This window comes from Pectobacterium araliae (genome assembly GCF_037076465.1).
In the GTDB taxonomy this organism is placed as follows: Bacteria; Pseudomonadota; Gammaproteobacteria; order Enterobacterales; family Enterobacteriaceae; genus Pectobacterium; species Pectobacterium araliae.
Genome location: NZ_AP028908.1, coordinates 3,465,100 through 3,489,661, shown reverse-complemented (window position 1 = coordinate 3,489,661; position 24,562 = coordinate 3,465,100). Strand labels below are relative to the sequence as shown.

Genomic DNA, 24,562 nt, shown 5'->3' with positions numbered 1-24,562 from the left:
CCCTTTGATACTAAACGCTTTCTGCCGGTTGTGCTGTGACGGTGGGTAAATTTTCTCGCAAGCTGTGGTGTGATTTCCCCGCCAGATAGTGTCGCCGGAAACGATCAAAATGCTGGGATAGCGCGTCGGCCGCGACGATATCCCCCGCCTGTGCGAGCAGGGCGATGGCAATTTCGGCGGTGCAGTGTTGCCCGGCGCTGCTGGCTTCACGCAGTTGATAGCGGGACAGCGCTTCGACATTCAGCGACAGGATCGGCAGATTGTCCAGATAAGGACTTTTACGGAACATTTTACGCGCTTCCGGCCAGGTGCCATCAAGCAAAACAAACAGGGCGGGTTTTTCCGTTGCGGGAAGCTGTTGAAACACCTGACGTCCTTCTTCCGCTGCATCAGCAAGGAAGACCAGATAGGGCTGAACATCTGGGTTTTGCAGAGTAGCCAGCAATTCGGGGTCTGGCTCGGTGCGTGACCAGCGAAATGCCTGCGTATCGGGCAAAATATCGGCGATAAGGCGTCCGGTATTGCTTGGCTTTAACGGCTCGGTATCAAACATCACCAGACAGACGCGGCTGCGGGATTGCTGTGTCTGAATGGTGTGGCACAGGCAGTTGGTTGCGGGTAATAAACACTGTTGGCAGCGTACTACACGGCACCCACGGGCGCGAAACGGTTTGGTTGACTGCTCAAGACGTTGCTGACGCAGGCGGAGTACGGCATTGTTGTTCACTAAAGTGATCGTTGTTCACGAAAGGGCGGTTGAGCATGAAATAGATGGCGCCATGAGATGTTGCAACGAACCCGCTTCATTTTAATTCTTGGGAAGCAGGTTCAGAAAGACGACATTCTAATCGACAGGCGGGTTGACCAAAAGAGGCGAGGCAATAATGCCTCACCGTTTTCTACAGTGATTCACCCAACCATTCCTCAAACTGCGCTTTCGGCAGCGCACCGTTGAGAATATCGACCATCTGGCCCTGTTTGAAGATCATGAGGGTTGGGATACTGCGGATACGGAAACGTGCACTGAGCGATGGTTCGGCTTCAGTATTGACCTTAATAAAGCGGATTTTCCCGCTTTGCTCCTGTGCGACGTTTTCAAACACTGGGGCAAAGTTGACGCAGGGGCCACACCAGGGTGCCCAGAAATCGACCACGATAGGAAGATCGTCCTGTAACAGCTTATCGAGCGTTGCTTCTGTCGCATTGATGACGTCACCGCTGAATAAGGTTTCTCCGCAACGACCACATTTTGCATGGTCATCAATACGCGCTTCAGGCAGGCGATTGGTTGTTTGGCAAGATCCACATACCGTATTCATAACAGGGCCTCAGATAAAAGGGCTAAAATAAAGATGTCGCTGATAAAATGCGCGTAATACGGCATTGGGACGTCAACGGCATGTTGCTTAAGCGTGAATAAATTATGGTGGGGAGACATTATGGCAACAACGTGGTTTGCCCAATAGCTACAATAGCTTCTGACTGTTAGCGCTCTTTTACCACAAGCGTGTGGCTAAGCGGGTGTACATAAGGTAATCTTCGCGCCCAGCGCGTAGGTGGAGAAAACAATGAGCGATTCATTCAATAGTAAAAGTGGCAAAGTCCGTGTGATGTACGTCCGCAGTGATGATGAGGGCGAGAAAGAGAATAAAAACAAGCGTCCTGCTGATAAAGATCGCCGTGGCGATCGGCGTGATGGTGGTAGCTCTCGCGATCCACGTGAGAAACCGAAGCATCCGCGTGATGTTAACCCGCGTTATGCCCGTGAAAATCCGTCCCGCGACGGCGATAGCAATACCAAATCGCCTTGGGGCAATAAAGATCGTAACGAACGCAGCAGTGATAAGCCTCGTCGGCCACGTGGTGAAGAGACCGGGGGCTATGAATCGCCGTGGAAAACCGTGTCTCGTGCGCCAAGCGACAGCGAAACGCCAGACCATGGTGGCATCACTGGCAAGAGCCAGATCGATCCTGAGCAACTGCGTCGCCAGCGTCAGGAAGAAACGCGAGTTTACGGTGAAAATGCCTGTCAGGCGCTGTTTAAAAACCGTTCTGAGGTGATTGTTCGTGCCTGGTTCCTGCAAGAGGTGACGCCGCGTTTCCGCGACGCACTGCGCTGGATGGCGGCAAACCGCAAGGCTTACCACGTTGTGGAAGAGGAAGAGCTGATTAAGGCTTCCGGCACCGAGCACCACGGTGGCGTCTGTTTCCTGATTAAAAAGCGTCAGGGACTGGATGTGCGGGAGTACCTGAAAACGGCTGGCGAGAATGATTGTGTATTGGCGCTGGAAGATGTGGGTAACCCGCACAACCTCGGCGGTATTATGCGCAGCTGTGCGCATTTCGGCGTGAAAGGCGTATTGGTGCAGGATGCGGCGCTGCTGGAGTCCGGTGCGGCCGTGCGTACGGCAGAAGGTGGTGCTGAACACGTTAAAGCGATCAACGCTGACGATTTCCTGTCCGTGCTGACGGAGTTCCGTAATGCGGGCTACACCATCGTGACCACATCCAGCCATAAAGGAACGGCATTGTCGCAAGCGACGCTTCCGGCGAAAACCGTGATCGTGCTGGGTCAGGAAGGTGATGGTCTGTCCGATAGCGCCTGGCAACAGGGGGACGTGAAAGTGTCTATCGGCGGCACCGGTAAGGTCGAAAGTCTGAACATTTCGGTCGCTACGGGCATTTTGCTGTCCGAGTGGTGGCGACAGAACCAGGCCTGATATCATGCGTCGCTTCTCAGGGGGGATTGTCTCCCTGAGAAAACGTCACCACGGATGAGAGAACGATCGATGAATCAGAAAAAGCAGAAAGTTATCGCGGTATCGTTACTGTTGGGCGCATTGCTGGCAAGCGGTTGCAGTTCACTGCCGCGCTCATCCACTGCTGTTGCCGCTGTACCAACCGCTGATGTGTGCCAGATTGGTGATAAACAGGTACAAACCACGCTGTATTTTGGTTTGAATCGTCCTGCGGGCCCGGTGATTTCTGATGCCGAGTGGAAAGCGTTTTTGGACGGTGAGGTTACGCCACGCTTTAAAGAAGGGCTGACAGTCTTTGATGCCAAAGGGCAATGGCTGGGGAACGATGGCGTGGTTGCTCGTGAGAACAGCAAGGCGTTGATGTTGATTCACGGTTCTGATAAAGAGCGTGATATTGAAGCGCTGCGCACCACCTATAAATCACGGTTCGCGCAGGAATCCGTCATGCGGATTGACGCGCCCGTCTGCGTCGCGTTCTGATCCTTTATCAGCCCCTTTTCAGGGGCTGATGATGTTGTTGAAAATCATGGCGATGAGATCGAGATACTCGGGGCTACCACGGGGTAAGGCATCCCTGCGTTTCCCCTAATATGTGATTTCGTCATTATCTGGTTATTAATTTTTTGATTTGTAATTAAAAATTAAAGCACCAGTCCCGCTACTGCCGCAGACAGCAGACTCACCAGCGTAGAACCGTAAACCAGCTTCAGGCCGAAGCGCGATACCACGTTGCCCTGTGCTTCATTCAGCCCTTTGATTGCGCCTGCGATAATGCCGATTGATGCGAAGTTGGCGAAAGAAATCAGGAACACGGACAGAACTCCCAGACCGCGTGGAGACATCTCTGCTGCGATCTTCTTCAGTTCGATCATGGCAACGAATTCATTGGCCACCAGCTTGGTTGCCATAATGCTGCCCGCGTTCAGAATATCGGAAGACGGAATGCCGATAAGCCACGCCAACGGTGAAAAGACATAGCCCATAATTGCCTGGAAGCTAATGCCGAAAATGGTGCTGAACAACGCATTGACGGCGGCAATCAAGGCCACAAAACCGATCAGCATTGCCATAATAATCATCGCGACTTTAAAACCAGCCAGAATATATTCCCCCAGCATTTCAAAGAAGCTCTGGTCTTCATGCAGCTTTTCCAGTTTCAGTTCCGGTTCGTCATCAGGCTGGTAAGGGTTGACGATCGACAGAATGATAAAGGTGCTGAACATATTCAGAATCAGCGCCGCAACGACATATTTAGCATCCAACATGGTCATGTAGGCGCTGATGATCGACATGGAAACCGTCGACATCGCTGTCGCTGCCATCGTGTACATCCGCCGTGGCGACATGTCGGCGATAATGCCTTTATAGACGATAAAGTTTTCTGATTGCCCAAGCATCAGCGTACTTACGGCATTAAACGACTCCAGTTTCCCCATTCCGTTCACTTTGGACAGCAGCGTGCCGATGCCTTTGATGATCAATGGTAAAATTCGCCAGTGCTGCAAAATCCCAATCAGCGCGGAAATAAAGACGATAGGGCAGAGCACATTGAGGAAAATAAAGGCAAGCCCCTGTGCGTTCATGCCGCCAAAGACAAAGTCGGTTCCCTGATTGGCGAAAGACAAGAGTTTTTCAAACAAACTGGCAAAGGAACTAATCGCGTTAAGCCCGATACTGGAATGCAAAAGGAAATAGGCGAGTAAAATTTCAATCACCAGCAGTTGTACAATAAAGCGCAGACGGATGCGTTTTCTGTCGTGACTGACAAGTAAAGCCAGTAAAAGAATAGCAGTCGTTGCCAAAATGAAATGTAAAACTTGTGACATAGAAGAACCACTCAATCCCCGAATAAAGAGGCGCATTGTAATCGGAATGTGAAAATATGTTTATCCCGAATCTGTAAATCCTTATTCGCTATTGCGCTATAAAAATTGGGGAGGTATTCGATTAATCAAGGAAAGGTGGGATGTGACAAAAGGAGCTTCTTTCGGCCAATGGCTGGCCGAAAGGGAAAGGATGTTTCTGATTGATTAATGCGCGCCACCGCCTCCACCACCGGTGGTAAAGGGCGGTTTCGCGAACCAGACCAGTACCAACAGCACCAAAAATACGCCCGCAGCGGCCCAGAAGATCTCGTTGGCGGAAATAATCAGCCCCTGTGCCGTTATCTGTTCTGCGATGTAAGCTGAGGCCTGCGTTTGGCTCATTCCCATGGCTTGAAGCTGTTGGTACGTTTCCTGTGCGATTGGATTATATGGCGTGATAGATTCCGTCAGGTGCGCATGGTGCAGCGATTCCCGCTGTGTCCAGAGCGTGGTGGTAATCGACGTCCCGATCGATCCCGCCAGCGTTCGGGTAAAGTTCGACAGACTCGATGCGGCCGCCAAACGTTCAGGCGGAAGACCCGACAGCGTGATGGTGGTCAGCGGCATGAAGAAGCAGGCAACGGCAAACCCTTGCACGAACTGCGGCCAGGCCGATGCGCCGAAATCCATGCCCGGCTCGAAGGTATATGCACGCCAGTAAAAGCAGACGGCATACATAATAAAGCTGAACGTCACCAGCTTGCGCATATCCAGACGCGGTGCGAACCGACCGATAATCGGCGACAGCATTACTGGCATCAACCCAACCGGAGCGGATGCCAGCCCAGCCCAGGTGGCGGTATAGCCATACACTTCCTGCAATAGCTGCGGCAAGAGTACGATCGCCCCGAAGTAAAACATATAGGCAAGGCTGATACACAGGCAGCCAATGGTGAAGTTACGCGACTTAAACAGCGACAAATCCACGACCGGATGATCGTCCGTTAGCTCCCAAACAATCAGGAATGCGATGGCAATCACTGCCACCACGGTGAGGGTGATGATTTCCGTCGAGTTAAACCAGTCCAGCTCTTTGCCCCGGTCGAGCATCATTTGCAGGCTGCCGATACCGACGACTAACAACGCTAGCCCGATAGTATCGATAGGCTTGATCTCGGTTTTAGTTTCCCGCCCGCGCAGCGTTTGCAGCGCAATAAACACCACCGCGGCACCGAGTGGGACGTTGATGAAGAATATCCAGCCCCAGTGATAGTTATCGCTAATCCAGCCGCCCAGAATCGGGCCACAGATCGGGGCGACGACGACGGTCATTGACCACAGTGCCAGAGCGATGCTGCGTTTAGCGGGGGGATAATTGCTTAACAACAAACTCTGTGACAGCGGGATCAGCGGCCCGGCGACGATCCCCTGCAATACACGGGCGAAAATCAGCATTTCCAGGCTGGTGGACATACCACACAGCCAGGAGGTCAGGGCGAAGAGCGCGGTTGACCACAGAAAAAGGCGGACTTCACCGAACCGCTTGGCTAGCCAGCCAGTGATAGGAATAGAGATGGCGTTAGCGACCCCGAACGAGGTGATAACCCACGTTCCCTGTGAGTTGGACGCACCCAGATTACCGGCGATGGTCGGAATCGCGACGTTGGCGATGGTGGAATCCAGCACCTGCATGAACGTTGCCAGCGACAGCGCAACGGTCATCCAGGCCAGACTCGCGCCTTTAAGCGGCTTTCTCTGCACGTTTCTCTCCTGGTCGATTAACCGGCATTCGCCTGAATAATGGCGCTAATGTCTTGGTTAACGGGAGTGAGATCCAGCGTCAGCGCATCACTTTGGTAGGCTGGTGTGGTGCGCGAGGTTTCTGCTAACGCGCTGCCTTCGGTATTGGCGGTATCGACATTCACCAAAGCAGACAGGCCGATACGCAACGGATGCTCGGCGACCTGCTTCGGATCGATCTCAATACGGACAGGTAAGCGCTGAACGACCTTAATCCAGTTGCCAGTCGCATTCTGGGCAGGAAGTAGAGAAAACGCGCTACCGGTTCCCATATCGAGGCCGACCACTTTTCCCTGATACACAACATCGTCACCGTAGATATCCGCGATCACGGTAGCGGGTTGGCCAATGCGCATGTTGGCTAACTGTGTCTCTTTGAAGTTCGCATCGACCCACAGGTGATTGGCGGGAACCACGGCCATCAGTGCTGAGGTCGAGGAAATACGGGCACCAATCTGTACGCTACGACGTGAAATGTAGCCATCAATCGGGCTGACGATTTTGGTGCGCTGTAGCGCTAGCCAGGCATCACGCATTTCTACAGAGGCTTGCTGTATGGCTGGCTGCTTCTCAAGCGGCGTATCCAGAATCATCGCCTGATTCGCCTGATATTGTTGTCTGGCGACTTCCAGCGCGGCCTTGGCGGTCGCGACGGCATCACGTGCATGCTGTACTTCTTCACGCCCGATAGCATTCGCGCTGCCCAGTGCTTCACGGCGGTTCAAGTCGCTTTGCGCTTTATTCAATTCAGTCTGACGTAGTTCGATGTTGGCCTGATATTGCTTGCTGTTGATGATCAACTGATGCGTTTGGCGCACGCCGTTGGCCAGTGCGGTTTTTGCGCGCTCGAATGCCTGCTGGGCATCGGTGGGGTCTAGCTCCACTAATACCTGCCCCTGCTTAACAAAATCAGTATTGTCGACGTTCACATGAGTGACGCTACCCGTAACCTGCGCCATGATCTGAATCTGGTTGCCTGCGACGTAGGCATCGTCAGTGCTTTGGTGATGTCTGAGCACCAGGAACCAGTAAACTAGCCAGGCGCAGCCCAGCACGACGAAAATAAATGTCAGCAGCGATAACACACGCTTCCGCTGCTGTTTCTTGTTTCTTTGAGGCGTCTGCGACACCTGATTTTCCACACTTTCACTCATGCTGTTCTCTCTCTTCTTATTTTCTTTGTATCGGCCATTGCGCCAGACAGCCTCGTCTGGCGATAGTCGAGAATTCATATTGCTGCGCAGCCCGAGGGAGGCTCCACTGGAGCGGGAGATTACCGTTGTGCTAAATTGCACGCTGCTGCTGCGGAAAGAACATGGGTATTTTCGCAGCAAAATTCACCTGCCCGATACCTAAGCATCGGGTCGTTCCGGGTGAAAGAAAAAAGTGCTGGTTATGATTTTTGTTGTTGTTTTTCTACTATGCGTTTATGCGTTGCCGAGCTCGTCCATTTCATCCAGCCGAACCAGAAGCTTTCTCATCAGTGTTTCAAGCTGTTTTTGCTCGCCGGATTCAAGTGTTGAAAAAAGTACATGGAGACTGTCATGTTGTGGCGGAATCAGTTGGCCAAGAAAGGCTTTGCCTTCTTCTGTTAGATGGAGGTGCAGGCAGCGCCTGTCACTATTGCTTTCGCGTCGCTCTATCCAGCCTCTTTTTTCCAGATCGTCGGCGATACGTGTCGCATTGGTGCGTGACGATCCCAGCGCGGCACTGAGCGCGGACGGCTGAATACTGTAAGACTCTTGCGATTCCAGCGTCAGCAATGCCATAAAAAGGGTTTCATTAATACCCTGATCTTTCAGCATTTTGTTTCTGTGTTCCAGGATTTTGCCTTGAACATGCATGAATAGACGCAGTAACAAAACTTCCTGACGTGGGAAACCGGGTTTGCGTGAAGCACGCAGATCGAGCATTTGTTCTATAGGAGTGAATGAACTGTCCATTTTTTATATAAACCTCATTAATCACGGTATGTATAGTAACTAATGTTACTAAATGGGTAAACGGCATTCGGGGGGGAAATTGTGCTTATTTATGTGACAGAAAGTAAGTGGGGAATAACCGGAGGTAAGGATTATTTACCACTTACTTTATTAAAATCAAAATCTTATTTGATAATTCACGCTGCGTATTCAGAGCAGTTTAAAAGCAATGCCGTAGCAGAGCGCCCCCAGGAGCGTCGATAAAACGATACTACGGGTTTTATAAAAACAGGCTGTCAGCGTCATAAAACCTACCAGCGTTGGCAGCAACTTTTCGTGATGCGCGAGAATATCTGGCACGCTGGAAACGATCAGTAGTGCACAGATGGAAGCAATGCCGATGCTATCAAGCAACAGGGCTTTTTTGCCGCGTTGCAGCGAACCGGAAGCGCGTGATGCGCTGAGTCTCAGAGGTAAATAACGAAAGAGATAGTTCACTAGCCCCACAATCAGTCCGATAAGAATGACTTCTGTACTCATGTGTTCACCTGCGGTGTGGAGGTGTTAACCAACGATGCCAGACAGCCGCTGAGGATACCGAGCAGTATTGCGGCCGGAATGGAGGAGAGCAGCAGTCCAAGCAGCGCGCCGCCGAGTGCGCAGGCCACAACCAGACTCTGTTTCCGTTTGAAGGAAGCGAGCAAAAAACTCAGGAAAAGCGCGGGCAGCATGAAGGACAGCGCTGCTTCGATGGCAGGGTAGTCATCCAGTGGGCCGTTACCGAACATGGCACCAATCACCGTGCCGAGCACCCAGGAGAGCCAGGCTAAAAGCGATACGCCCATCATCCACTCTTCTGACCAGCGTCGGTTATCTTTTGCCAATCGGGTGGCGGCTGCCGCAAACACTTCGTCCGTCAAGCCGAACGCCCACAGTGCCGTTTTCCTAGTCGGCAGTCGTTGTGTAATGCGATGCCGCAGTGCAGGCCCATATAGCACATGGCGAACATCCATCGCCATGACGGTCAACGCAGCTACCCAGATGGACATACCCGCGCTGAGCAACGCGGTGATGACGAACTGGCTGGCACCCGCGTAAATGATGCACGAAAGGAAAATGCCTTCCAGAGGCGTAAACCCTAATTTGACGGCATTCATGCCAAACGCGAATGCTACCGGCATGTAGCCGATAACAATTGGCACACTATCAAATACGCCTTCGCTAAAAGACGCCGATTTTTTCGGTGTTGCGGTGGTTAATGTATTCACTGGCTTGATGTTTTTTGTACTTAAAGGGGATTCACCGATAACACTAGCAAAGCGTTATCGGAATTTCACGCTATTGCTGAACGGGCGTGATGGTTTTTAGTGAAAGGGTATCGGACGTCACTTTCCCGGAGAAAACGGTATCAACCGGGAGAGTCACAAATGAGAAGGCTACAGCGCTGCCATCGCTTCCTGCGTTTCATGGTGATGGCTTAACCACCATACCAACATATTCAACAGGCTGATAGTACCGCCTGCGACGCATACGCCCAGCCAACCCCACTGCTGGTAAGCCGAGGCGGAGAGGAGCGATCCCAGCGCGCCGCCGATGAAATAGCTGGTCATATAGCCTGCTGTCAGTCTGTTACGTGCTTCGGGCATCATACGGTAGATCACGCTCTGGTTGGTGACGTGTACGCCCTGAACCGCCAGATCCAGCACGATGATGCCAATGAGCAGAGCCGCCACGGAATGAATACCGAGAGCAATAAAGCCCCACGACAGCAAAAGCAGGATAATCCCGACGCTGGTGGTCGGCTTGGCCTTGCCTTGATCGACTAAACGCCCGGCGCGCGATGCCGCCAATGCCCCAGCGGCACCGACCAGGCCGAACAGACCGATAACGCCTTCGGAGTAGCCGTATGGTGGTGAAGCCAGTAGGAAGGCCATCGACGTCCACAAAATACTGAAATTGGCAAAGGACAAACAACCGAGGATGGCACGCGTGCGCAGCAACGGAGTAGTAAAGAACAGTCGGAATATTGAGCTCAGCAACTGCGGGTAGTTCAACGTGTTTTGCTGAGAAATGCGCGGCAATGCTCTCCACAGAATCAACGCCATGATGACCATCAGCGTGCTGGCAACCCAGTAAACGGTACGCCAGTCACCGAGTGAGGCGAGCGCCCCTGCGACGGTACGCGCCAGCAGAATCCCCAGCAGCAGGCCACTCATAATCGTGCCGACAACTTTACCGCGTGTTTCCGGGGTCGCCAGCGTCGCGGCGAGAGGCACCAAGAGCTGTGCGACAACGGAGAACAGCCCGGTTAATGCCGTACCGGCAATCATTATCCAGAGCGTAGGCGCAGACGCAGTGATCAGCATCCCCCCTGCGGCGAGTAACGTCATGCCGACAATCAGCGTCCTGCGTTCAAACATGTCTCCCAGTGGAACCAAAAATAGCAGGCCGACGGCATAACCCAGCTGTGCGGCGGTGACAATGAACCCTGCCTGATTAACGGAAAGCGCAAAGACTCTGGCAATGGTCTCCAGCAGCGGCTGGGCATAATAGTTACTGGCGACGGCAAGGCCGGTCGCGACAGACATAATCAGGGTCAAAGACAGGCTAAGCCCTGGTTGGGGTGATACAGATTGTTGCTGAAGAGACATAGTGTGAGCGTTAATATGATGTTAAAGGCAGAATCGATAGTATCCGGCAGAGCCTAATAAGATGCCAGAATATCTTTACACTTCTGGATAATGACGGAGATATTTCGTTTTTGCTGGGATTGATTTAGCTTATTGCCAGCGTCATCACACGATCAACAGGGGACATTATGTTTAAGGATTATCAAGTGTTTAAGAAAAAAAGCATTGCGGTGCTAATGGGATGTGCATTTCTGCCAGCAACGGTGCTGTGGTCGATGGGCGCGCAGGCGGTCACAGCCGTCTACGTTTCTGCTGCCACTGACGGTGCGATCGATGCCTACACACTCAATGCGCAAAGCGGTGAATTAACGGCTATCGGGAAAGTGGCTGCTGGTGCAAAAGTGATGCCGATGGCCATTAGCCCGGATAAATCGCACCTCTATGCGGCTACACGCGGTATCCCTTACTCCGCGGTCAGCTATAAAATCGACGCCAAGAGCGGTGCATTGAGCCCGTTAGGTAAAGCGGAATTACCAGACAGCATGGCTTACCTCTCGACGGATCTCACCGGAAAGTGGCTGTTCAGCGCCTCGTATGGCGGTAATAAAATTGCCGTTAATGGTATCGATACAGACGGCAAGGTGAATGCGAGCGCCGTCACGGTAGTGCCGACAGGGGAGAAAGCACACAGTATTATTGCCGATCGCAAAAATAAGTTTGTCTTTGCCAGCAATCTGGGGAGCGATCAGATTGTGCAGTTCCGTTTTGATGCGAAAACGGGAACGTTGACGCCGAATGAACCGGCGGAAATTAAGCTACCTGAAGGGAATGGGCCGCGTCATCTGGTGTTGTCTCCAGATAATAAAACGCTCTATATGAGTAATGAGCTGTCCGGTAAAGTCGCACGTCTGTCAGTCAATGAAAAGACGGGGCAACTGACTTTACTGGATTACACGGACACCATTCCGGCAGATGCAGGGATGAGAGCGGGAACGATTGCGCCGGATAAAAAGAACGCCGACAGTCGGCCGCAGATATGGAGCGCTGATTTGCGTTTGACGCCAAATGGGAAATTCCTGTACGTATCGGAACGCACCAAAAGCACGATTACGCTGCTGCGGGTTGAGCCGAAAACGGGTCAGTTGAAATACATTACGCGCTACCCGACGGAAACACAGCCGCGTGGTATTCAGATCGATCCAAGCGGGAAATTCCTGATCGCCAGTGGTGAAAAATCGACGTCGCTGTCGGTATATCGCATCAATCAGGATAACGGGGATTTAGTGCGAGTAGGGCGCTACCCGACTGGAAAAGGTGCTAACTGGGTCGAAATCGTCAAACTGCCTTAATATCCGTTAGCAATAAAGAACGCCCCTTTCTGAAAAAGGGGCGTAGTACAATAAGGGGATGCTTTTAACTGATGTATAACGGCGTACTTTTGACGTTTTCTCATGGTCAACATTAACGTTCATTGTTCCCGCTGTCAGTCTGCTTCCTGCTTACGCGAGCGGAATGCTGCGACTTTCATCCTGTTGCCACAGAGTGCCATGCTGCACCATCGCCGACGATGTGATTTAGTGGTATCCAGAAAGAACAGAGTACAGTCGTGCGCCTCACACTGGCGAAGATATTTTATCTCAGGCCCGGAGACCAGTGCTGTGAGAGCCATTGCTACCGGTTCAAGTAAGCTGGCACTGCTATTATCCCTCCTGCATTCAGCTACGCTAAAACCAGCCTGCTGACTATTCCACTCCAGCATTCTTATTGGCCGCCCACTATCAAGGATTTGGTTTATTCGTTCAGGGTTATATTCCTTACCCGATCGGATGGCATCTATTGTCTGAACCATTGCCTGACGCAATGCCAGAGCTTCATTAATCAGGCCTGTCGGCGTGTCTGTAAAATTTTCAGGTAGTTGATTAGCCGCTTTAAGCCAAGTGATGACACTTTCGTCATCGGTCAAACAGTCGTGGTATTCGTTTCCTGTTCCAAATGCACTGTTGATGAAATCCAAAGCTAGATTGTTCGCGAGAAAGTGAGGCTGAGTTGTCGGTGATGTGTTCATTGTTGTAACCCTTAAAATGATATTGACAGGTTACACTAGATTTAAGTAACCTTCAAATGAACACTTTAAAGGTTACAAAGGAAAAAAGATTGTGAATATTGATATAACAACGACATCCGAGACCCAAATCCATTACCGCTATGAGCAGGTGGGTAACGTAAACATTTTCTATCGCGAAGCAGGAAAACCATCATCACCCAGCATTTTGTTACTGCATGGATTCGCTGCATCCTCGTACATGTTTCGAGAACTGATCCCCGCGCTTGCTGAGAATTATCACGTGATTGCTCCCGATCTGCCGTCCTTCGGCTTCACTGAATCGCCGGGAAGCGATGAGTATGACTATACGTTTGACAATCTGGCGAAGACGATCGAACGGTTCACTGAACACCTGAAGCTTGAGCGTTATGCGATCATGGTTCATGACTATGGCGCACCGGTTGGATGGCGACTCGCTACGGCTCATCCTGATCGCATCACGGCAATTATTTCGCAGAACGGTAATGCTTATGAAGAAGGTTTGGCGCAAGGATGGGATGGAATAAGACGATATTGGCAATCACCGACGGCAGAGAATCGTGCTGCTCTTCATGATTTTCCGACAGCGGCTTCCGTTAAATGGCAGTACTTGGAAGGCGTGAGTGATGCCAGCCTTGTCTCCCCTGATGGATATACCCTTGAAGGGCTGCATGTGTCCCGCCCAGGTAATGCTGATATTCAATTGGATCTGGTGCTGGATTACGCCTCCAATGTTCAGCGTTATCCTGAATTCCAGACTTACTTCCGTGAGAAGCAACCACCACTGCTTGCTGTCTGGGGTCGCCATGATCCTTACTTTTTGCCAGCCGGGGCTGAAGCGTGGAAGAGAGATATTCCCCATGCCGATATCCGTTTCTACGATACCGGACACTTTGCTTTAGAAACGCATGGAAGTGAAATTATCCCCGTCATCCACGCATTCTTGGACGAAAATATAAAATGATTTTCTGATTGGGCTTGGTGAGGCGTTAGGGTTGTGAACTGTTGTAGCGAGAAATGAGAAAACGAACGCCCCTTTCGTTGGAAAGGGGCGCTTGCTTACAGTGGATTATTTCGCGGCATCGGCAGCAGTTTTCACCCAGCCGTCAAACAGTTGCTGGTGGGCTTTGATCCAGCCATCAACATGACGTTCGATATCTTTCTGTGACCCCTCGCCTTCATGCATACGCAGGTTTTGCGCATTCACATCGGCAATCGGCAGCTTCATGATGGCGAACAGCTTTGCCGCAGCGGGGTTTTTCTCGGCCCAGGCTTTATTCGCAGCAATCTTCATGGTGTTAACAGGGAAGCCATAGTCGGCACCGTTTGGCAGCTTGGTGCTGACGTCTTTCATTTCTCCCGGTTGAGAAGAGAAAGGCACCTGCAACCACACCACGTCACGCCCCGGAACCAGTACATCACTCACCCAATAAGGCGTCCAGGTGTAGTACAGAACCGGCTTGCCTTCTTTATAGCGGGTGATGGTATCGGCGATCATCGCCGCATAGTTCCCCTGATTATGCTCTACCGTGTTGGTTAAGCCATAGGCAGGAAGGTGGTGGTTGATGGCGGCTTCACATCCCCAGCCCGGCGTACAGCCCGTCAAATCGGCTTTGCCATCGCCATTGGTATCAAACAGCTTGGCGATTTTCGGATCTTTTAGCTGTGCAATATTGGTAATGTTGTATTTCTCAGCAGTTTTTTTATCGATCAGGTAACCCTGAGCGGCACCGGAGACATATTCACCCTGACGGTAGAATTTTGCGTCCCCGCCTGCGGCTTTATATTGATCGGCGTGCAGCGGATCCCAGTTTACCGCGATAAACGTCGCATCGCCGGAGGCAATCGAGGTGTAGGCGACGTTGTAGTCCACTTCACGGGGGGATTGCACGTCATAGCCGAGTTTTTCCAACGCGCGGCTGATCAACAGCGTCTGGAACGTTTCCTCGGAGATGGTGCTTTGCACTGGAATAACGGAAATGCCTTTACCGGGTTGTGCGGTGTCGGCGGCGTAAACCTGCGTACTCAACAGGGCGGTAGTCAGGGCGGCAGCCCAAAGTGTGGTGTTACGCATCATGATTCCCTCTGTTTTTATCGTGCGTTGAGATCGTAAATATTGCTGATAAAACGAATAGTGAATGTCGCCGCTTGTCTGGCGTGTGCCAGGCAAGCGGGACGAGCGTTATTGCTTGATGAAAGGACGGGTCAGCAGGCCAATCGGACCGCTGGCGTACCAACTTTTGTTGCCTTTGCTGCGGCGATCGCGTCCCAGAGATTGGGTAAGGCGGTCAAGAATAATGGCCAGAATAACGATCCCGACACCACCGACGGCAGCCAGACCCATATCCAGACGGCCAATGCCGCGCAGTACCATCTGACCCAGACCGCCTACGGCGATCATCGAGGCGATAACCACCATCGACAGCGCCAGCATCAGCGTCTGGTTAACGCCTGCCATGATGGTTGGCATGGCCAGCGGGAGCTGAACCTTAAACAACATCTGGCGCGGGCTGGCACCGAATGACTCGGCGGCTTCAATCAGATCGGCCGGCACCTGACGAATACCCAGAATCGTTAAGCGAATAATCGGCGGCAGGGCAAAGATAATGGTCACCACGACACCCGGCACATTACCGATACCGAACAGCATGACGATAGGCACCAAATAAACGAACGCGGGTGTCGTCTGCATGGCATCCAACAGTGGCCGGATGAACTTTGCGGCTCGTTCGCTACGTGCCAGCCAGATCCCGACGGGGAGCCCGATGAGCACGCAGAAGAACAGCGCGGTCAGCACCAGCGCTAACGTGATCATAGCCTGTGACCAGGCGCCAATCGCACCAATGGCGATCAGAGACAGCAGGGTAGCCACGCCCATGCCGAGGCTGGACATCTGCCAGGCAATCAGCGAAAACACCAGAATGGCGATAGGCGCTGGCATACCCAGCAGGAATTGTTGAAAGCCGCCCAGAATAAAATCAACCGGGACGCGAACGCCCTGGAAGATCGGTCTGAAGTGCAGTACAACCCAGTCGATGCCGTGGGTGACCCAGCTGTCCAGCGGGATCAGCGTGTCTTTAAACGGATCGAGCAGGTTGAAATGCTCGGGCGTTGCCGGGGCAGCGCTGTTTAACCAGTCACTGCCGGATTGCGTAGCCTGATGCGCGGCGTCAACAGAACCATCGGGTGTCGGAGCACTGCTCCATGCATCGCTGCCGTTAGCCGGTGCATCCTGAGCGGGCGCGCCGGTGGACCAAGGATCGCTCTGTGCTGCATTGTCAGGTGTAGCACCATCATTTGCCGGTGTAGAACTGGCTGGTGCAGAATCGGCTGGGGCATTTTGCGAGCTGGCCGCCCACGGATCGTTTTGCTGTGCGCCATTAGCCTGCTCAGGGGTTGTGCCTTGATCGGCAGGCTGGTTTTGTGCCGTGCTCGCATCCCACGGATTCGATGTTGATTTACTCATTGGTCACTCCTTCCTTATCCAGTGCCTGTAGCAGCATTCCTTTGGAAATGATGCCAATGTACTCATTGTTCTCGCCGACGACAGGGACGGCACAGGGAGCCTGTGCGACCTGAGAAATCAGCTCGTTGAGTGACATATCTGCGGGCACGGGAACAGGTTCGGGCAGTAACGCCTGTTCCAGCGGCTGCTGTTCTTTCAGCGCCTGCTTCAGTGAATCAATAGACACGATGCCAATGAAACGTTTCCCCCCTTCCAGCACGTAGCCGTAATCACGGTCTTCATCCTGAAGGATTTTCAGCGCGGAACGTGGCCCCACGCCGGGGGTTTTACGAATCAAGGTGACCGGGCGACGACGGGCGATATCTTTGGCGCTAAACACGTGGCTGATATCGACACCGCGGAAAAAGGTGCGCACATAGTCATTGGCGGGGTTATTCAGGATCTCATCGGGTGTACCGACCTGAATCACTTCGCCGCCGTGCATGATGGCAATCCGGTCACCGATGCGCATCGCTTCATCCAGATCGTGCGAGATAAAGACGATAGTGCGTTGATGACGGGACTGGAGTTTAATCAACTCATCCTGCATTTCAGTACGGATCAACGGGTCGAGCGCAGAGAACGCCTCATCCATCAGCAGAATATCGGGGTCGTTTGCTAACGCACGAGCCAGACCCACACGCTGCCGCATCCCGCCGGACAGCTCATCCGGGTAAGACGCCGCGTAGGCTTCAAGCCCCACCTGCTGCAACGCATCCAGCGCTTTTTGCTCACGTTCCGCTTTCGGTACGCCAGCCAGTTCCATACCAAACGCGGTATTGTTGAGGATATTCAGATGCGGCATGAGTGCAAAGGATTGGAACACCATACTGATCTTCTTGCGGCGCACATCGCGTAGCGCGGTATCGGATATTTTAGAGATATCTTCACCGTCGATCAGCACCTGACCCCGAGTGGGTTCTATCAGACGATTGAGAAGGCGTACCATGGTTGATTTGCCGGAACCGGATAATCCCATGATGACAAATATCTCGCCTTCTTCAATGGCCAGACTGGCATCTTTTACCCCGACAGTAAGCCCTGTTTTTTCAAATACCTGATCTTTGCTCAGGCCTTTATCAATCAGTTTAAATGCTCTGTCTGGGTGCTCGCCAAATATCTTATAAAGATTCTTTACTTCAAGTTTAATTGCCATGAAATTATTGTTTTCCTGTGTCGTTTATAATTCTATAACGTAACCCTGATAATGAATAAACATAATCTACCCTACCATACTCAGATTCTGAGACAACCCTTTATTGCCTCAGCGATGTCTCTCATTAGGTCAATATTAGCGAGAGTGACAACGCGATTGTCGCTACGTTATCTTCATGATTTATGTGATCTTTATGATTTTTGGTTTGAAGGGGAACTCTTTTTATAACAGTGCGTTACCTGTTGGTTTTTACGTATTGGATTAGTGGCTGATATAACCTTTTTTGATTGTGAGTACATCACTATTTATAGTGAATTCCTCTAATCGAATAATAGGGTAAATAAATCACGATTTTTGTCTTACAGACACTCAAATAGGCCGACGTAAGTACATTTTTTACTTATGATATCTGTCGGTATTTTATACAGTATAGCAAAGATATTATGGGGGAAATGATTGTATTATTTCTTGTTAATAAATGAGAGTGTTCCGGATAATATATTCGTCATTTTTGCATGGATGATGCCATCTGTAAGTTGGTGCGTTGAGTTGTTTTGATAATTGCGAGGCAACTTCAGAAAGAGAAATAAGAGCATTGTGAGCCGAAAGATATTTTGGTTATCTGCTTACCTGACTTTTGCTAAGGAAAAGCTAACAGTGGTCATTTGGGAATACCATGATTTCGACGACTATACAGGGAACGGTGAGTTGCTTATGCATCAGTTTATCGTTGGTGGAATGGTCTATGCCATCGGCTTCCAGAAGCTCCAATCTGTGGACGAATTGCTCAATAAGGGGATTGATGAGAAACATAACATACCTGGTTTCCAAATGCCCCTAACCTTGCGGATAAATCGATAGCTGACACAAGCGCATACGGCTTCGCTTGTGTCTTTTATTGTTATTCACTCATCAGGCTGACGTGGGCGGCGACAATGCGCCAGCCTTCGGGCATTTTTACCCAGGTTTGCATTTGGCGGCCGATCTTCGTGCTGCCAGCGCGGGTGAATTCGGTGCTGGCGACGGCCATATCATGACCATAAGCGGTGATCACGGTATTACGCTGGGTTCTGTCCAGACCGGCAGAAGGACGAGCGAGGCGAAAGGCGCGGATTTCCTCTATCCCGTACAAATTTTCTCCCGCACCATAGCGCACCGTTTTTTCATCGTGCCAGAACAGTTCATCCAGCACCGCAACGTCATTACCCGTTAAGGCTTTCTCATAGCGATAGAACGCGGCGGTCACATCGGCCAGCACATCCGGCTGATTGATATCGTCAGGCAACATATTTTCTTTCCTCTACGGTATAAGTTAGTCCCTGCTGCTCCAACGCCCATGCCGTCCGCAGGCACAGATCCTCACGCCACGGTGCGGCAATAACCTGAATACCTATCGGCAGGCCACTCGCGGTTACAACTGGCACCGTCACGACGGGCAGGCCGACGAAAGAGATCGGCTGTGTCAGCATCCCCATGCTGGCGCGGACGGGCAGGTCGGTATCATTTATACGCATGGTTTCCTGCCCGATGAGCGTGGCGGAACAGGGCGTCGCGGGAGTGATCAGCAGGTCAGTGTGCTCAAACAGCGCCAGCGTCTGTTGACGAAAATAGTTGCGGAAGCGCTGAGCCTGCACATACCAGGCGGCGGGAATCATCGCGCCAGCCAGCAACCGCTCGCGTGACAGGGGCTCAAAGCGTTCAGGTTGAGTACGTAAGTCAGGCAAATACTGGTTCCCGCCTTCGCTGGCCGACAAAATAAAGGCAGCGCTGCGCGCCAGTGCGGCATCGGTTAGTGTCAGGCTGTCCTGTGCGCCTAGCGCTTGTGCGACCTGACTGACGGCGGTGTTGGCTTCCTCACTGCTCCATGTAGAAAAATAGCCATCCAACACCGCGTAGCGTAATCCGTCGCTGCCTGCTTCCAACTGTTCGGCGGTATGACGCTTTTCCCGTTCGGCTTGAAAGCGATCTTTCTCATCGCGGCCTTGTAGTGTGTCGAACACCAATGCCAGATCGTCTGCGCTACGCGCCAGTGGGCCGACGTGGTCGAGGCTGGCGACAAACGGGTGGCTACCGTGGCGTGATAAACGGCCAAATGTCGGCTTCAGCCCGAAAATACCGCAGAGCGACGATGGCACGCGGATCGAACCATTTGTGTCGCTGCCCAGTGTAAAGTTAACCAACCCTGCGGCGACGGCTGCCGCCGATCCACCAGACGACCCTCCGGCAATTCGCCGCGTGTCGAGCGGGTTACGCGTCGCGCCGTAATGGCTATTTTCAGTAGTAAAGCCGTAGGCATAGGCGTCCATGTTCAACATACCGGACAGCAGCGCGCCCTGACTGGCAAGCTGACGGATGGCAAAGGCATCCTGTACTGCGGGGGCGCGTTGGCTGAAAAGTTCGGCACCTGCCAGCGTGGTTTCGCCGCTGACATCAAACAGGTTCTTGACGGCATAAGGCACGCCAGCCAGCGCTGGCAAGCTTTCTCCGCGTTGACGGCATGTATCGATACGCTCTGCTTCTGCCAACATACGTTCGCCAGTGACATGGGTGTAGGCATTAATGGTGGGGTTGGTTTGCTCAATCGCCCCCAGAGCCTGTTGTGCAAGCTCTTTGGCGGAGAACGTGCCAGCCTGCAAACCTTGCTGAATCTGCCGGATGGATAACGATGAGGACGCATTTCTGGCGTATAAACTCATAGCGTATACACCCCGGCAATGTCCTGATGCTCATCGAGAGGGAATGCCATCAACGGCTGCGCCATCGCGTGGATGCGGCTGAACTGAATTAACAGTTCCTGACGCCGTTCCTGGCTGAGTTGCAGGGATAGCAGCGTTTCCATCTGTTGTAGATAGTCTGCCAGCGCGTCTTGTTCGATCATCGCCATGTTGTTTTCTCCGAGTTAAGTAGGACTAGAAGCCAGCCGCGCTGCCGTTGCTGCGTGGATCGAAAGCGCCTTCCAGCATGCCGTTGGTGTGGCGCACGATGGCACCCGCGTGACCGACCGTTTCACTAAAACTGCCCAATAGCTCGACGTCGTGACCGAGTTGGCGCAGGACATCCACGGTGGCGGGTTTAAAGCGATCTTCGATCTTGAGTGTGTCGGAGGACTGTCCCCACGTGCGACCGAGCAGCCAGCGTGGAGCGGTAATCGCCTGTTGCAGCGGCAGCCCTTGCTGGACGTGACGGATAAAGAGAGCCGCCTGCGTCTGCGGTTGTCCGTCTCCGCCCATCGAACCGTAGACCATCGTCCGTCCGTCGGATAAACGTGCAGCGGCAGGGTTTAAGGTATGAAACGGCTGTTTGCCCGGTTCTAGCGCCAGCAGGTGCGCCGGATCGAGACTAAAAGAGGCACCGCGGTTCTGCCAAAGCACGCCGGTTCCCGGCAATACCACGCCGCTGCCGAATTCGTGATAAATACTCTGAATGAAAGAGACGCACAGGCCACTGCTGTCGCATACACCCATCCAGACGGTGTCGCCGGGGCCTTTGCCTTCTCCCCACGCTGCGGCTTTGCGGGTATCGACCTGCCGCGCCAGTGCACCAAGTGTATCGTTTTCCAGCAGCGCCTGAACATTTTGCGTCATCAGTTTGGGGTCGGTAATAAAGCGGTCACGCAGGCCAAATGCCAGCTTGGTGGATTCGACAATACGATGGATGGTCTGGCTATCGTTCAGATCTTCCATGTCTAAATGATCGGTCAGCCCGAGAATGGCGAGCGACACCAGACCCTGCGTCGGCGGCGCGAGGTTATAAATATCGCCTTTACTGTGTTTCAACACCAGCGGCGTTGTTCGCTTGGCGCGGTAGTTCGCCAGATCGTCAGCCGTCAGTGGCATCCCGAGTTGCGTCATCTGCGCCGCGAGTCGGGCGGCGACGGAGCCGCGATAAAAGCTGTCTAACCCTTCAATGCTCAGCGTCGTTAAGGTCTCGGCTAAGTCGGGTTGTGTGAAACGACTGCCCGCACGCGGGACACTCCCCTGCGGCATAAAGAGTTGGCTAAAGGCCGGGCAATCGCTCAGTTCGTGATAGTGCAGGGTGAGTGCATCTTCCTGTGATTGTGTAACGGGAATGCCGTCAGCCGCATAGCGGATCGCGTCAGACAGTAAACGAGCGAGTGGTAGCGGTTCTCCTCCCAGTTCCTGAGAGTACGCCAACGCCTCTTGCCAGCCGCCGACGGTGCCCGCGACCGTCAGCGCTGCTTTGGAGCCACGGTGTGGAATGCGACTTTCACCTTGATACCATTCACGGCAGGCTAGCGACCCCGCTGCCCCGCTGGCATCAATAGCAACGGGCTCGCCGTGTGGGGGCACAATCAGCCAGAAGCCGTCGCCGCCGATCCCGTTCATATGTGGGTACACCACGGCAATGGTTGCTGCCGCTGCGACCATGGCCTCAATCGCGTTTCCGCCTTCACGCAGAACAGCCAATGCGCTGGCACTGGCTAAATGATGAGGTGCCACCGCCATGCCCAGCGGGGCGGTATTACTTTGCATCATTTCAGGATTCCTTTTTATGTAGGGTAAATGTGAGTTGCTCTATTAACCCTAGCTATAAGCAAACAGCGTTCCAGTTTTTCGGTGCGGTGGGAAGTCGGGATGTGTGTCTGTATCATTCTGACAATCCTGTGCTATGTTCTGCGACATGAAACAAACGTTACAGCAAGCGCAACGGGTGAGAGACGATGATGCAAATAGATGAACGATTACGGGATCGCTACGGCGAGCTTTCACCGCAGGAACAGCGCGTCGCGGATTTTATTTTCGATCACTTTGACGATTTAATTAGCTACAACAGCGCCGAACTGGCGCGGCTGAGCGGTGTTTCTAAAGCGACCGTCAGCCGCTTGTTCAAACGGCTAGGCTATCCCAGCTATCGTGATATGCGCGATGAACTGAGAACGCTGCGCCAGAGCGGGATGCCGCTGGCGGATAATCGTGATGCGGTGCAGGGGAATACGCTGCTGGCGCGGCATTACAAGCAGGAAATGGCGAACCTAACGCAGTGGATAAACCAGATTGATCCCGTACAGTTTGGTGCCGTAATTCAGGCGTTGATGCAGGCGCAGCGCCTGTGTTTGATCGGGCTACGCAACAGCTACCCGGTGGCGCTGCACCTGCGACAACAGCTGCTTCAGATTCGCCAACAGGTCACGCTATTGACGCAGCCGGGGCAGACGCTATCCGAAGAGCTGGTGGATCTTACTGCGCAGGATGTCGTGATTGTTGTGGCCTTTCGCCGCCGTCCACGGCTGATTCAACCGCTGCTGGCGCAGTTGCAAAAGCGCGGTGTGCCAGTGCTGCTACTGTGTGAACCGCAGGTTAGTGCCTTGATGTCACTGGCAACCTGGTCGCTGTGCGTCCCGCTGGACAGTGTATCGGCGTTTGACAGCTATTCATCATCCATGAGTCTGGTGAACGTGATCAGCAATGCGTTATTGCATGAAATGCTGCGTGACGGACGCCAGCGCATCCATCAGATCGCGGATCTTTATAGTGAGCTGGAGGAGCTTGAGCAACGCTAATGGTGCGTTAGTTTGGTGCTAATGCACTTTTGTGGTGCGTTTTTGACTGATTACCATATAGCCAGGCAGCTCGTTTCGGGCGTGATAGCACTGGATTATTTTTGTGACGCAGCGCCACGCCCGACATAGGGCAGCTCAAACGCCGCTTGCCCTATGAACCCAGGCTTTTTGCGAGGAATCACGCCGCTTCGCGGTACCTTCGGCGTTCATGCCCGCAACCCGGACCGTCAGCGACGCGTTCCCGACGCGGCGCTGACTTTCGCGGCGTCCATGCCGCTCATCCGGCGGTCATGCTCACCTCAGCGTAATTCTTGACGCGAATAAAGCATGAAAACCACAAGGTTAACTTCTGAGTACCACGCACGACATTTTTCACCGATATTACATATCCATAGCGCTATCCCGTGATTTAGAAAAACTCTCTGACTTCTCATGTTGTTTCCTCATAACCAACAGCACAAAAAACGTAAAGGTAATCTGGCACAGTCCTTGCTTATTTTTTGTAACGATAGTTTCAGTGTTTGTTTTTAAAGAATCTTTCGTTTCAATTACACTAACCGGGGGCAGAGACGATGTTGATCAATAAACTGAGCATCAAAAAAGGGTTACTGGCGGTGATGGGCGCGGCCATGTTACTGGTTCAGGCCGGTAGCGCGATGGCCGATCAGTTGCAGGATATCGAGAAGCGTGGTGTGCTGCGTGTCGCGGTGCCGCAGGATTTCCCACCGTTTGGATCGGTAGGCACCGATCTGCAACCGCAGGGCTATGACATCGATATCGCCCGCTATCTGGCGAAAGAGATGAAACTAAAGTTGCAACTGGTTCCGGTAACCAGCGCCAACCGCGTGCCGTATCTGCAAACCAACAAGGTCGATCTGGTGATCTCCAGTTTGGGCAAAAATGCCGAGCGTGAAAAAGTGATCGATTTTAGCCGCGCTTATGCTCCGTTCTTTCTGGGTGTCTTCGGACCGAAAGACAGCGCATTAGCCTCATCAGAGGCGCTGGAAGGCAAGAGCATTGGCGTCACTCGCGGTGCGGTCGAAGATATGGTTCTGACGGAAACAGCACCGAAGGCCGCACAGATTAAGCGCTACGAAGACAACAACACCACGCTGTCGGCGTATCTGTCAGGGCAGGTGGAGTTTGTCGCCACGGGCAATTTGGTTGTTGCCGCTATCGCCGAGCAAAACCCAACGAAAGCCCCTGTCGCGAAGTTTATGCTGAAAGATTCGCCATGCTATATTGGGCTGAAGAAAGATGAGCCAGCGCTGAAAGCGAAAGTCGATGCATTGATCGAACAGGCGCTGAAAGACGACACGCTTAATAGCTTGTCGGAAAAATGGCTGAAAGCGCCGCTGCCAGCCAGCATCAAAGCGTAATA

At 52.6% G+C, this 24,562-nt stretch carries 23 protein-coding genes; 6 read left to right on the top strand and 17 right to left on the bottom strand.

The genetic code is table 11. The features are described from left to right. Nucleotides 1–10 precede the first annotated feature (10 nt). Both AACH44_RS15850 and trxC read right to left on the bottom strand, forming a co-directional pair. Nucleotides 11–727, bottom strand: a complete 717-nt coding sequence (locus AACH44_RS15850) for a tRNA-uridine aminocarboxypropyltransferase (RefSeq protein WP_261848717.1) — start codon at nt 725–727, stop codon at nt 11–13. Nucleotides 728–899: 172 nt separating this feature from the next. Next, nucleotides 900–1,319 (bottom strand): thioredoxin TrxC, encoded by a 420-nt coding sequence (gene trxC / locus AACH44_RS15845; RefSeq protein ID WP_261848718.1) that lies wholly within the window; start codon nt 1,317–1,319, stop codon nt 900–902. 249 nt (nt 1,320–1,568) lie between these two features. On the opposite strand from trxC, the gene AACH44_RS15840 reads away from it, so the two are divergent. Further along, the gene (locus tag AACH44_RS15840; protein ID WP_261848719.1) at nt 1,569–2,720 is read left to right on the top strand and encodes a tRNA/rRNA methyltransferase; all 1,152 of its coding nucleotides are present in this window, start codon (nt 1,569–1,571) and stop codon (nt 2,718–2,720) included. Between the two features lie 69 nt (nt 2,721–2,789). Further along, nucleotides 2,790–3,239 carry a DUF3574 domain-containing protein gene (locus AACH44_RS15835; RefSeq protein ID WP_261848720.1) on the top strand — a complete coding sequence of 150 codons (450 nt, stop codon included), beginning with the start codon at nt 2,790–2,792 and terminating at the stop codon, nt 3,237–3,239. A gap of 161 nt (nt 3,240–3,400) precedes the next feature. Here the strand turns inward: AACH44_RS15835 and AACH44_RS15830 are convergent, their stop codons facing one another. The 7 genes from AACH44_RS15830 to AACH44_RS15800 all read right to left on the bottom strand — a co-directional run bounded on the left by AACH44_RS15830 (nt 3,401) and on the right by AACH44_RS15800 (nt 10,937). Beyond that, on the bottom strand, nt 3,401–4,585 hold the full coding sequence (locus AACH44_RS15830; RefSeq protein ID WP_261848721.1) for a NupC/NupG family nucleoside CNT transporter: 1,185 nt from the start codon (nt 4,583–4,585) through the stop codon (nt 3,401–3,403). 204 nt (nt 4,586–4,789) lie between these two features. After that, the gene (gene emrB, locus AACH44_RS15825; RefSeq protein WP_261848722.1) at nt 4,790–6,325 is read right to left on the bottom strand and encodes a multidrug efflux MFS transporter permease subunit EmrB; all 1,536 of its coding nucleotides are present in this window, start codon (nt 6,323–6,325) and stop codon (nt 4,790–4,792) included. A gap of 17 nt (nt 6,326–6,342) precedes the next feature. Continuing rightward, nucleotides 6,343–7,518, bottom strand: coding sequence for a multidrug efflux MFS transporter periplasmic adaptor subunit EmrA (emrA, locus tag AACH44_RS15820; RefSeq protein WP_261848723.1), 1,176 nt, complete (start codon nt 7,516–7,518; stop codon nt 6,343–6,345). 273 nt (nt 7,519–7,791) lie between these two features. Further along, a complete protein-coding gene (mprA, locus tag AACH44_RS15815) occupies nt 7,792–8,307 on the bottom strand; it encodes a transcriptional repressor MprA (protein ID WP_261848724.1) in 516 nt (171 codons plus the stop codon). A 189-nt stretch (nt 8,308–8,496) separates the two neighbouring features. Further along, nucleotides 8,497–8,826: an L-valine transporter subunit YgaH gene (gene ygaH, locus AACH44_RS15810; protein ID WP_225085582.1), complete on the bottom strand. Its 330-nt coding sequence runs from the start codon at nt 8,824–8,826 to the stop codon at nt 8,497–8,499. Then, entirely contained in the window at nt 8,823–9,554 is a 732-nt protein-coding gene (locus AACH44_RS15805; RefSeq protein ID WP_261848725.1) for an AzlC family ABC transporter permease, read from the bottom strand. The genes ygaH and AACH44_RS15805 overlap by 4 nt, the downstream gene beginning before the upstream one ends. A gap of 168 nt (nt 9,555–9,722) precedes the next feature. Continuing rightward, nucleotides 9,723–10,937: an MFS transporter gene (locus AACH44_RS15800; RefSeq protein WP_261848726.1), complete on the bottom strand. Its 1,215-nt coding sequence runs from the start codon at nt 10,935–10,937 to the stop codon at nt 9,723–9,725. 167 nt (nt 10,938–11,104) lie between these two features. Here AACH44_RS15800 and AACH44_RS15795 point away from each other — a divergent pair, with 167 nt between their 5' ends. After that, on the top strand, nt 11,105–12,265 hold the full coding sequence (locus AACH44_RS15795; RefSeq protein WP_261848727.1) for a lactonase family protein: 1,161 nt from the start codon (nt 11,105–11,107) through the stop codon (nt 12,263–12,265). A 134-nt stretch (nt 12,266–12,399) separates the two neighbouring features. Here AACH44_RS15795 and AACH44_RS15790 read toward each other — a convergent pair whose 3' ends face one another. Continuing rightward, a complete protein-coding gene (locus tag AACH44_RS15790; protein ID WP_261848728.1) occupies nt 12,400–12,981 on the bottom strand; it encodes a CGNR zinc finger domain-containing protein in 582 nt (193 codons plus the stop codon). A 91-nt stretch (nt 12,982–13,072) separates the two neighbouring features. On the opposite strand from AACH44_RS15790, the gene AACH44_RS15785 reads away from it, so the two are divergent. Next, entirely contained in the window at nt 13,073–13,963 is an 891-nt protein-coding gene (locus AACH44_RS15785) for an alpha/beta fold hydrolase (protein WP_261848729.1), read from the top strand. A 105-nt stretch (nt 13,964–14,068) separates the two neighbouring features. On the opposite strand, the gene proX is transcribed toward AACH44_RS15785, so the two are convergent. From proX to AACH44_RS15750, 7 genes are all read right to left on the bottom strand, one after another. Then, entirely contained in the window at nt 14,069–15,073 is a 1,005-nt protein-coding gene (gene proX, locus AACH44_RS15780; RefSeq protein WP_261848824.1) for a glycine betaine/L-proline ABC transporter substrate-binding protein ProX, read from the bottom strand. Between the two features lie 108 nt (nt 15,074–15,181). Beyond that, on the bottom strand, nt 15,182–16,465 hold the full coding sequence (proW, locus tag AACH44_RS15775) for a glycine betaine/L-proline ABC transporter permease ProW (RefSeq protein WP_261848730.1): 1,284 nt from the start codon (nt 16,463–16,465) through the stop codon (nt 15,182–15,184). After that, nucleotides 16,458–17,660 carry a glycine betaine/L-proline ABC transporter ATP-binding protein ProV gene (proV, locus tag AACH44_RS15770; RefSeq protein ID WP_102119444.1) on the bottom strand — a complete coding sequence of 401 codons (1,203 nt, stop codon included), beginning with the start codon at nt 17,658–17,660 and terminating at the stop codon, nt 16,458–16,460. The genes proW and proV overlap by 8 nt, the downstream gene beginning before the upstream one ends. Nucleotides 17,661–18,561: 901 nt before the next feature. Beyond that, nucleotides 18,562–18,948 (bottom strand): oxalurate catabolism protein HpxZ, encoded by a 387-nt coding sequence (hpxZ, locus tag AACH44_RS15765; RefSeq protein ID WP_261848732.1) that lies wholly within the window; start codon nt 18,946–18,948, stop codon nt 18,562–18,564. Continuing rightward, entirely contained in the window at nt 18,938–20,356 is a 1,419-nt protein-coding gene (locus AACH44_RS15760) for an AtzE family amidohydrolase (protein WP_261848733.1), read from the bottom strand. Before AACH44_RS15760 ends, hpxZ begins: the two co-directional genes overlap by 11 nt. Next, on the bottom strand, nt 20,353–20,544 hold the full coding sequence (gene hpxX, locus AACH44_RS15755; protein WP_261848734.1) for an oxalurate catabolism protein HpxX: 192 nt from the start codon (nt 20,542–20,544) through the stop codon (nt 20,353–20,355). Before hpxX ends, AACH44_RS15760 begins: the two co-directional genes overlap by 4 nt. A gap of 25 nt (nt 20,545–20,569) precedes the next feature. Further along, complete coding sequence (locus AACH44_RS15750; protein ID WP_261848735.1) at nt 20,570–22,156, bottom strand: gamma-glutamyltransferase family protein; 1,587 nt, start codon at nt 22,154–22,156, stop codon at nt 20,570–20,572. A gap of 185 nt (nt 22,157–22,341) precedes the next feature. On the opposite strand from AACH44_RS15750, the gene AACH44_RS15745 reads away from it, so the two are divergent. Next, nucleotides 22,342–23,181, top strand: a complete 840-nt coding sequence (locus AACH44_RS15745) for a MurR/RpiR family transcriptional regulator (RefSeq protein WP_261848736.1) — start codon at nt 22,342–22,344, stop codon at nt 23,179–23,181. A 593-nt stretch (nt 23,182–23,774) separates the two neighbouring features. Next, entirely contained in the window at nt 23,775–24,560 is a 786-nt protein-coding gene (locus tag AACH44_RS15740) for a transporter substrate-binding domain-containing protein (RefSeq protein ID WP_131535224.1), read from the top strand. The last annotated feature ends 2 nt before the right edge of the window (nt 24,561–24,562 follow it).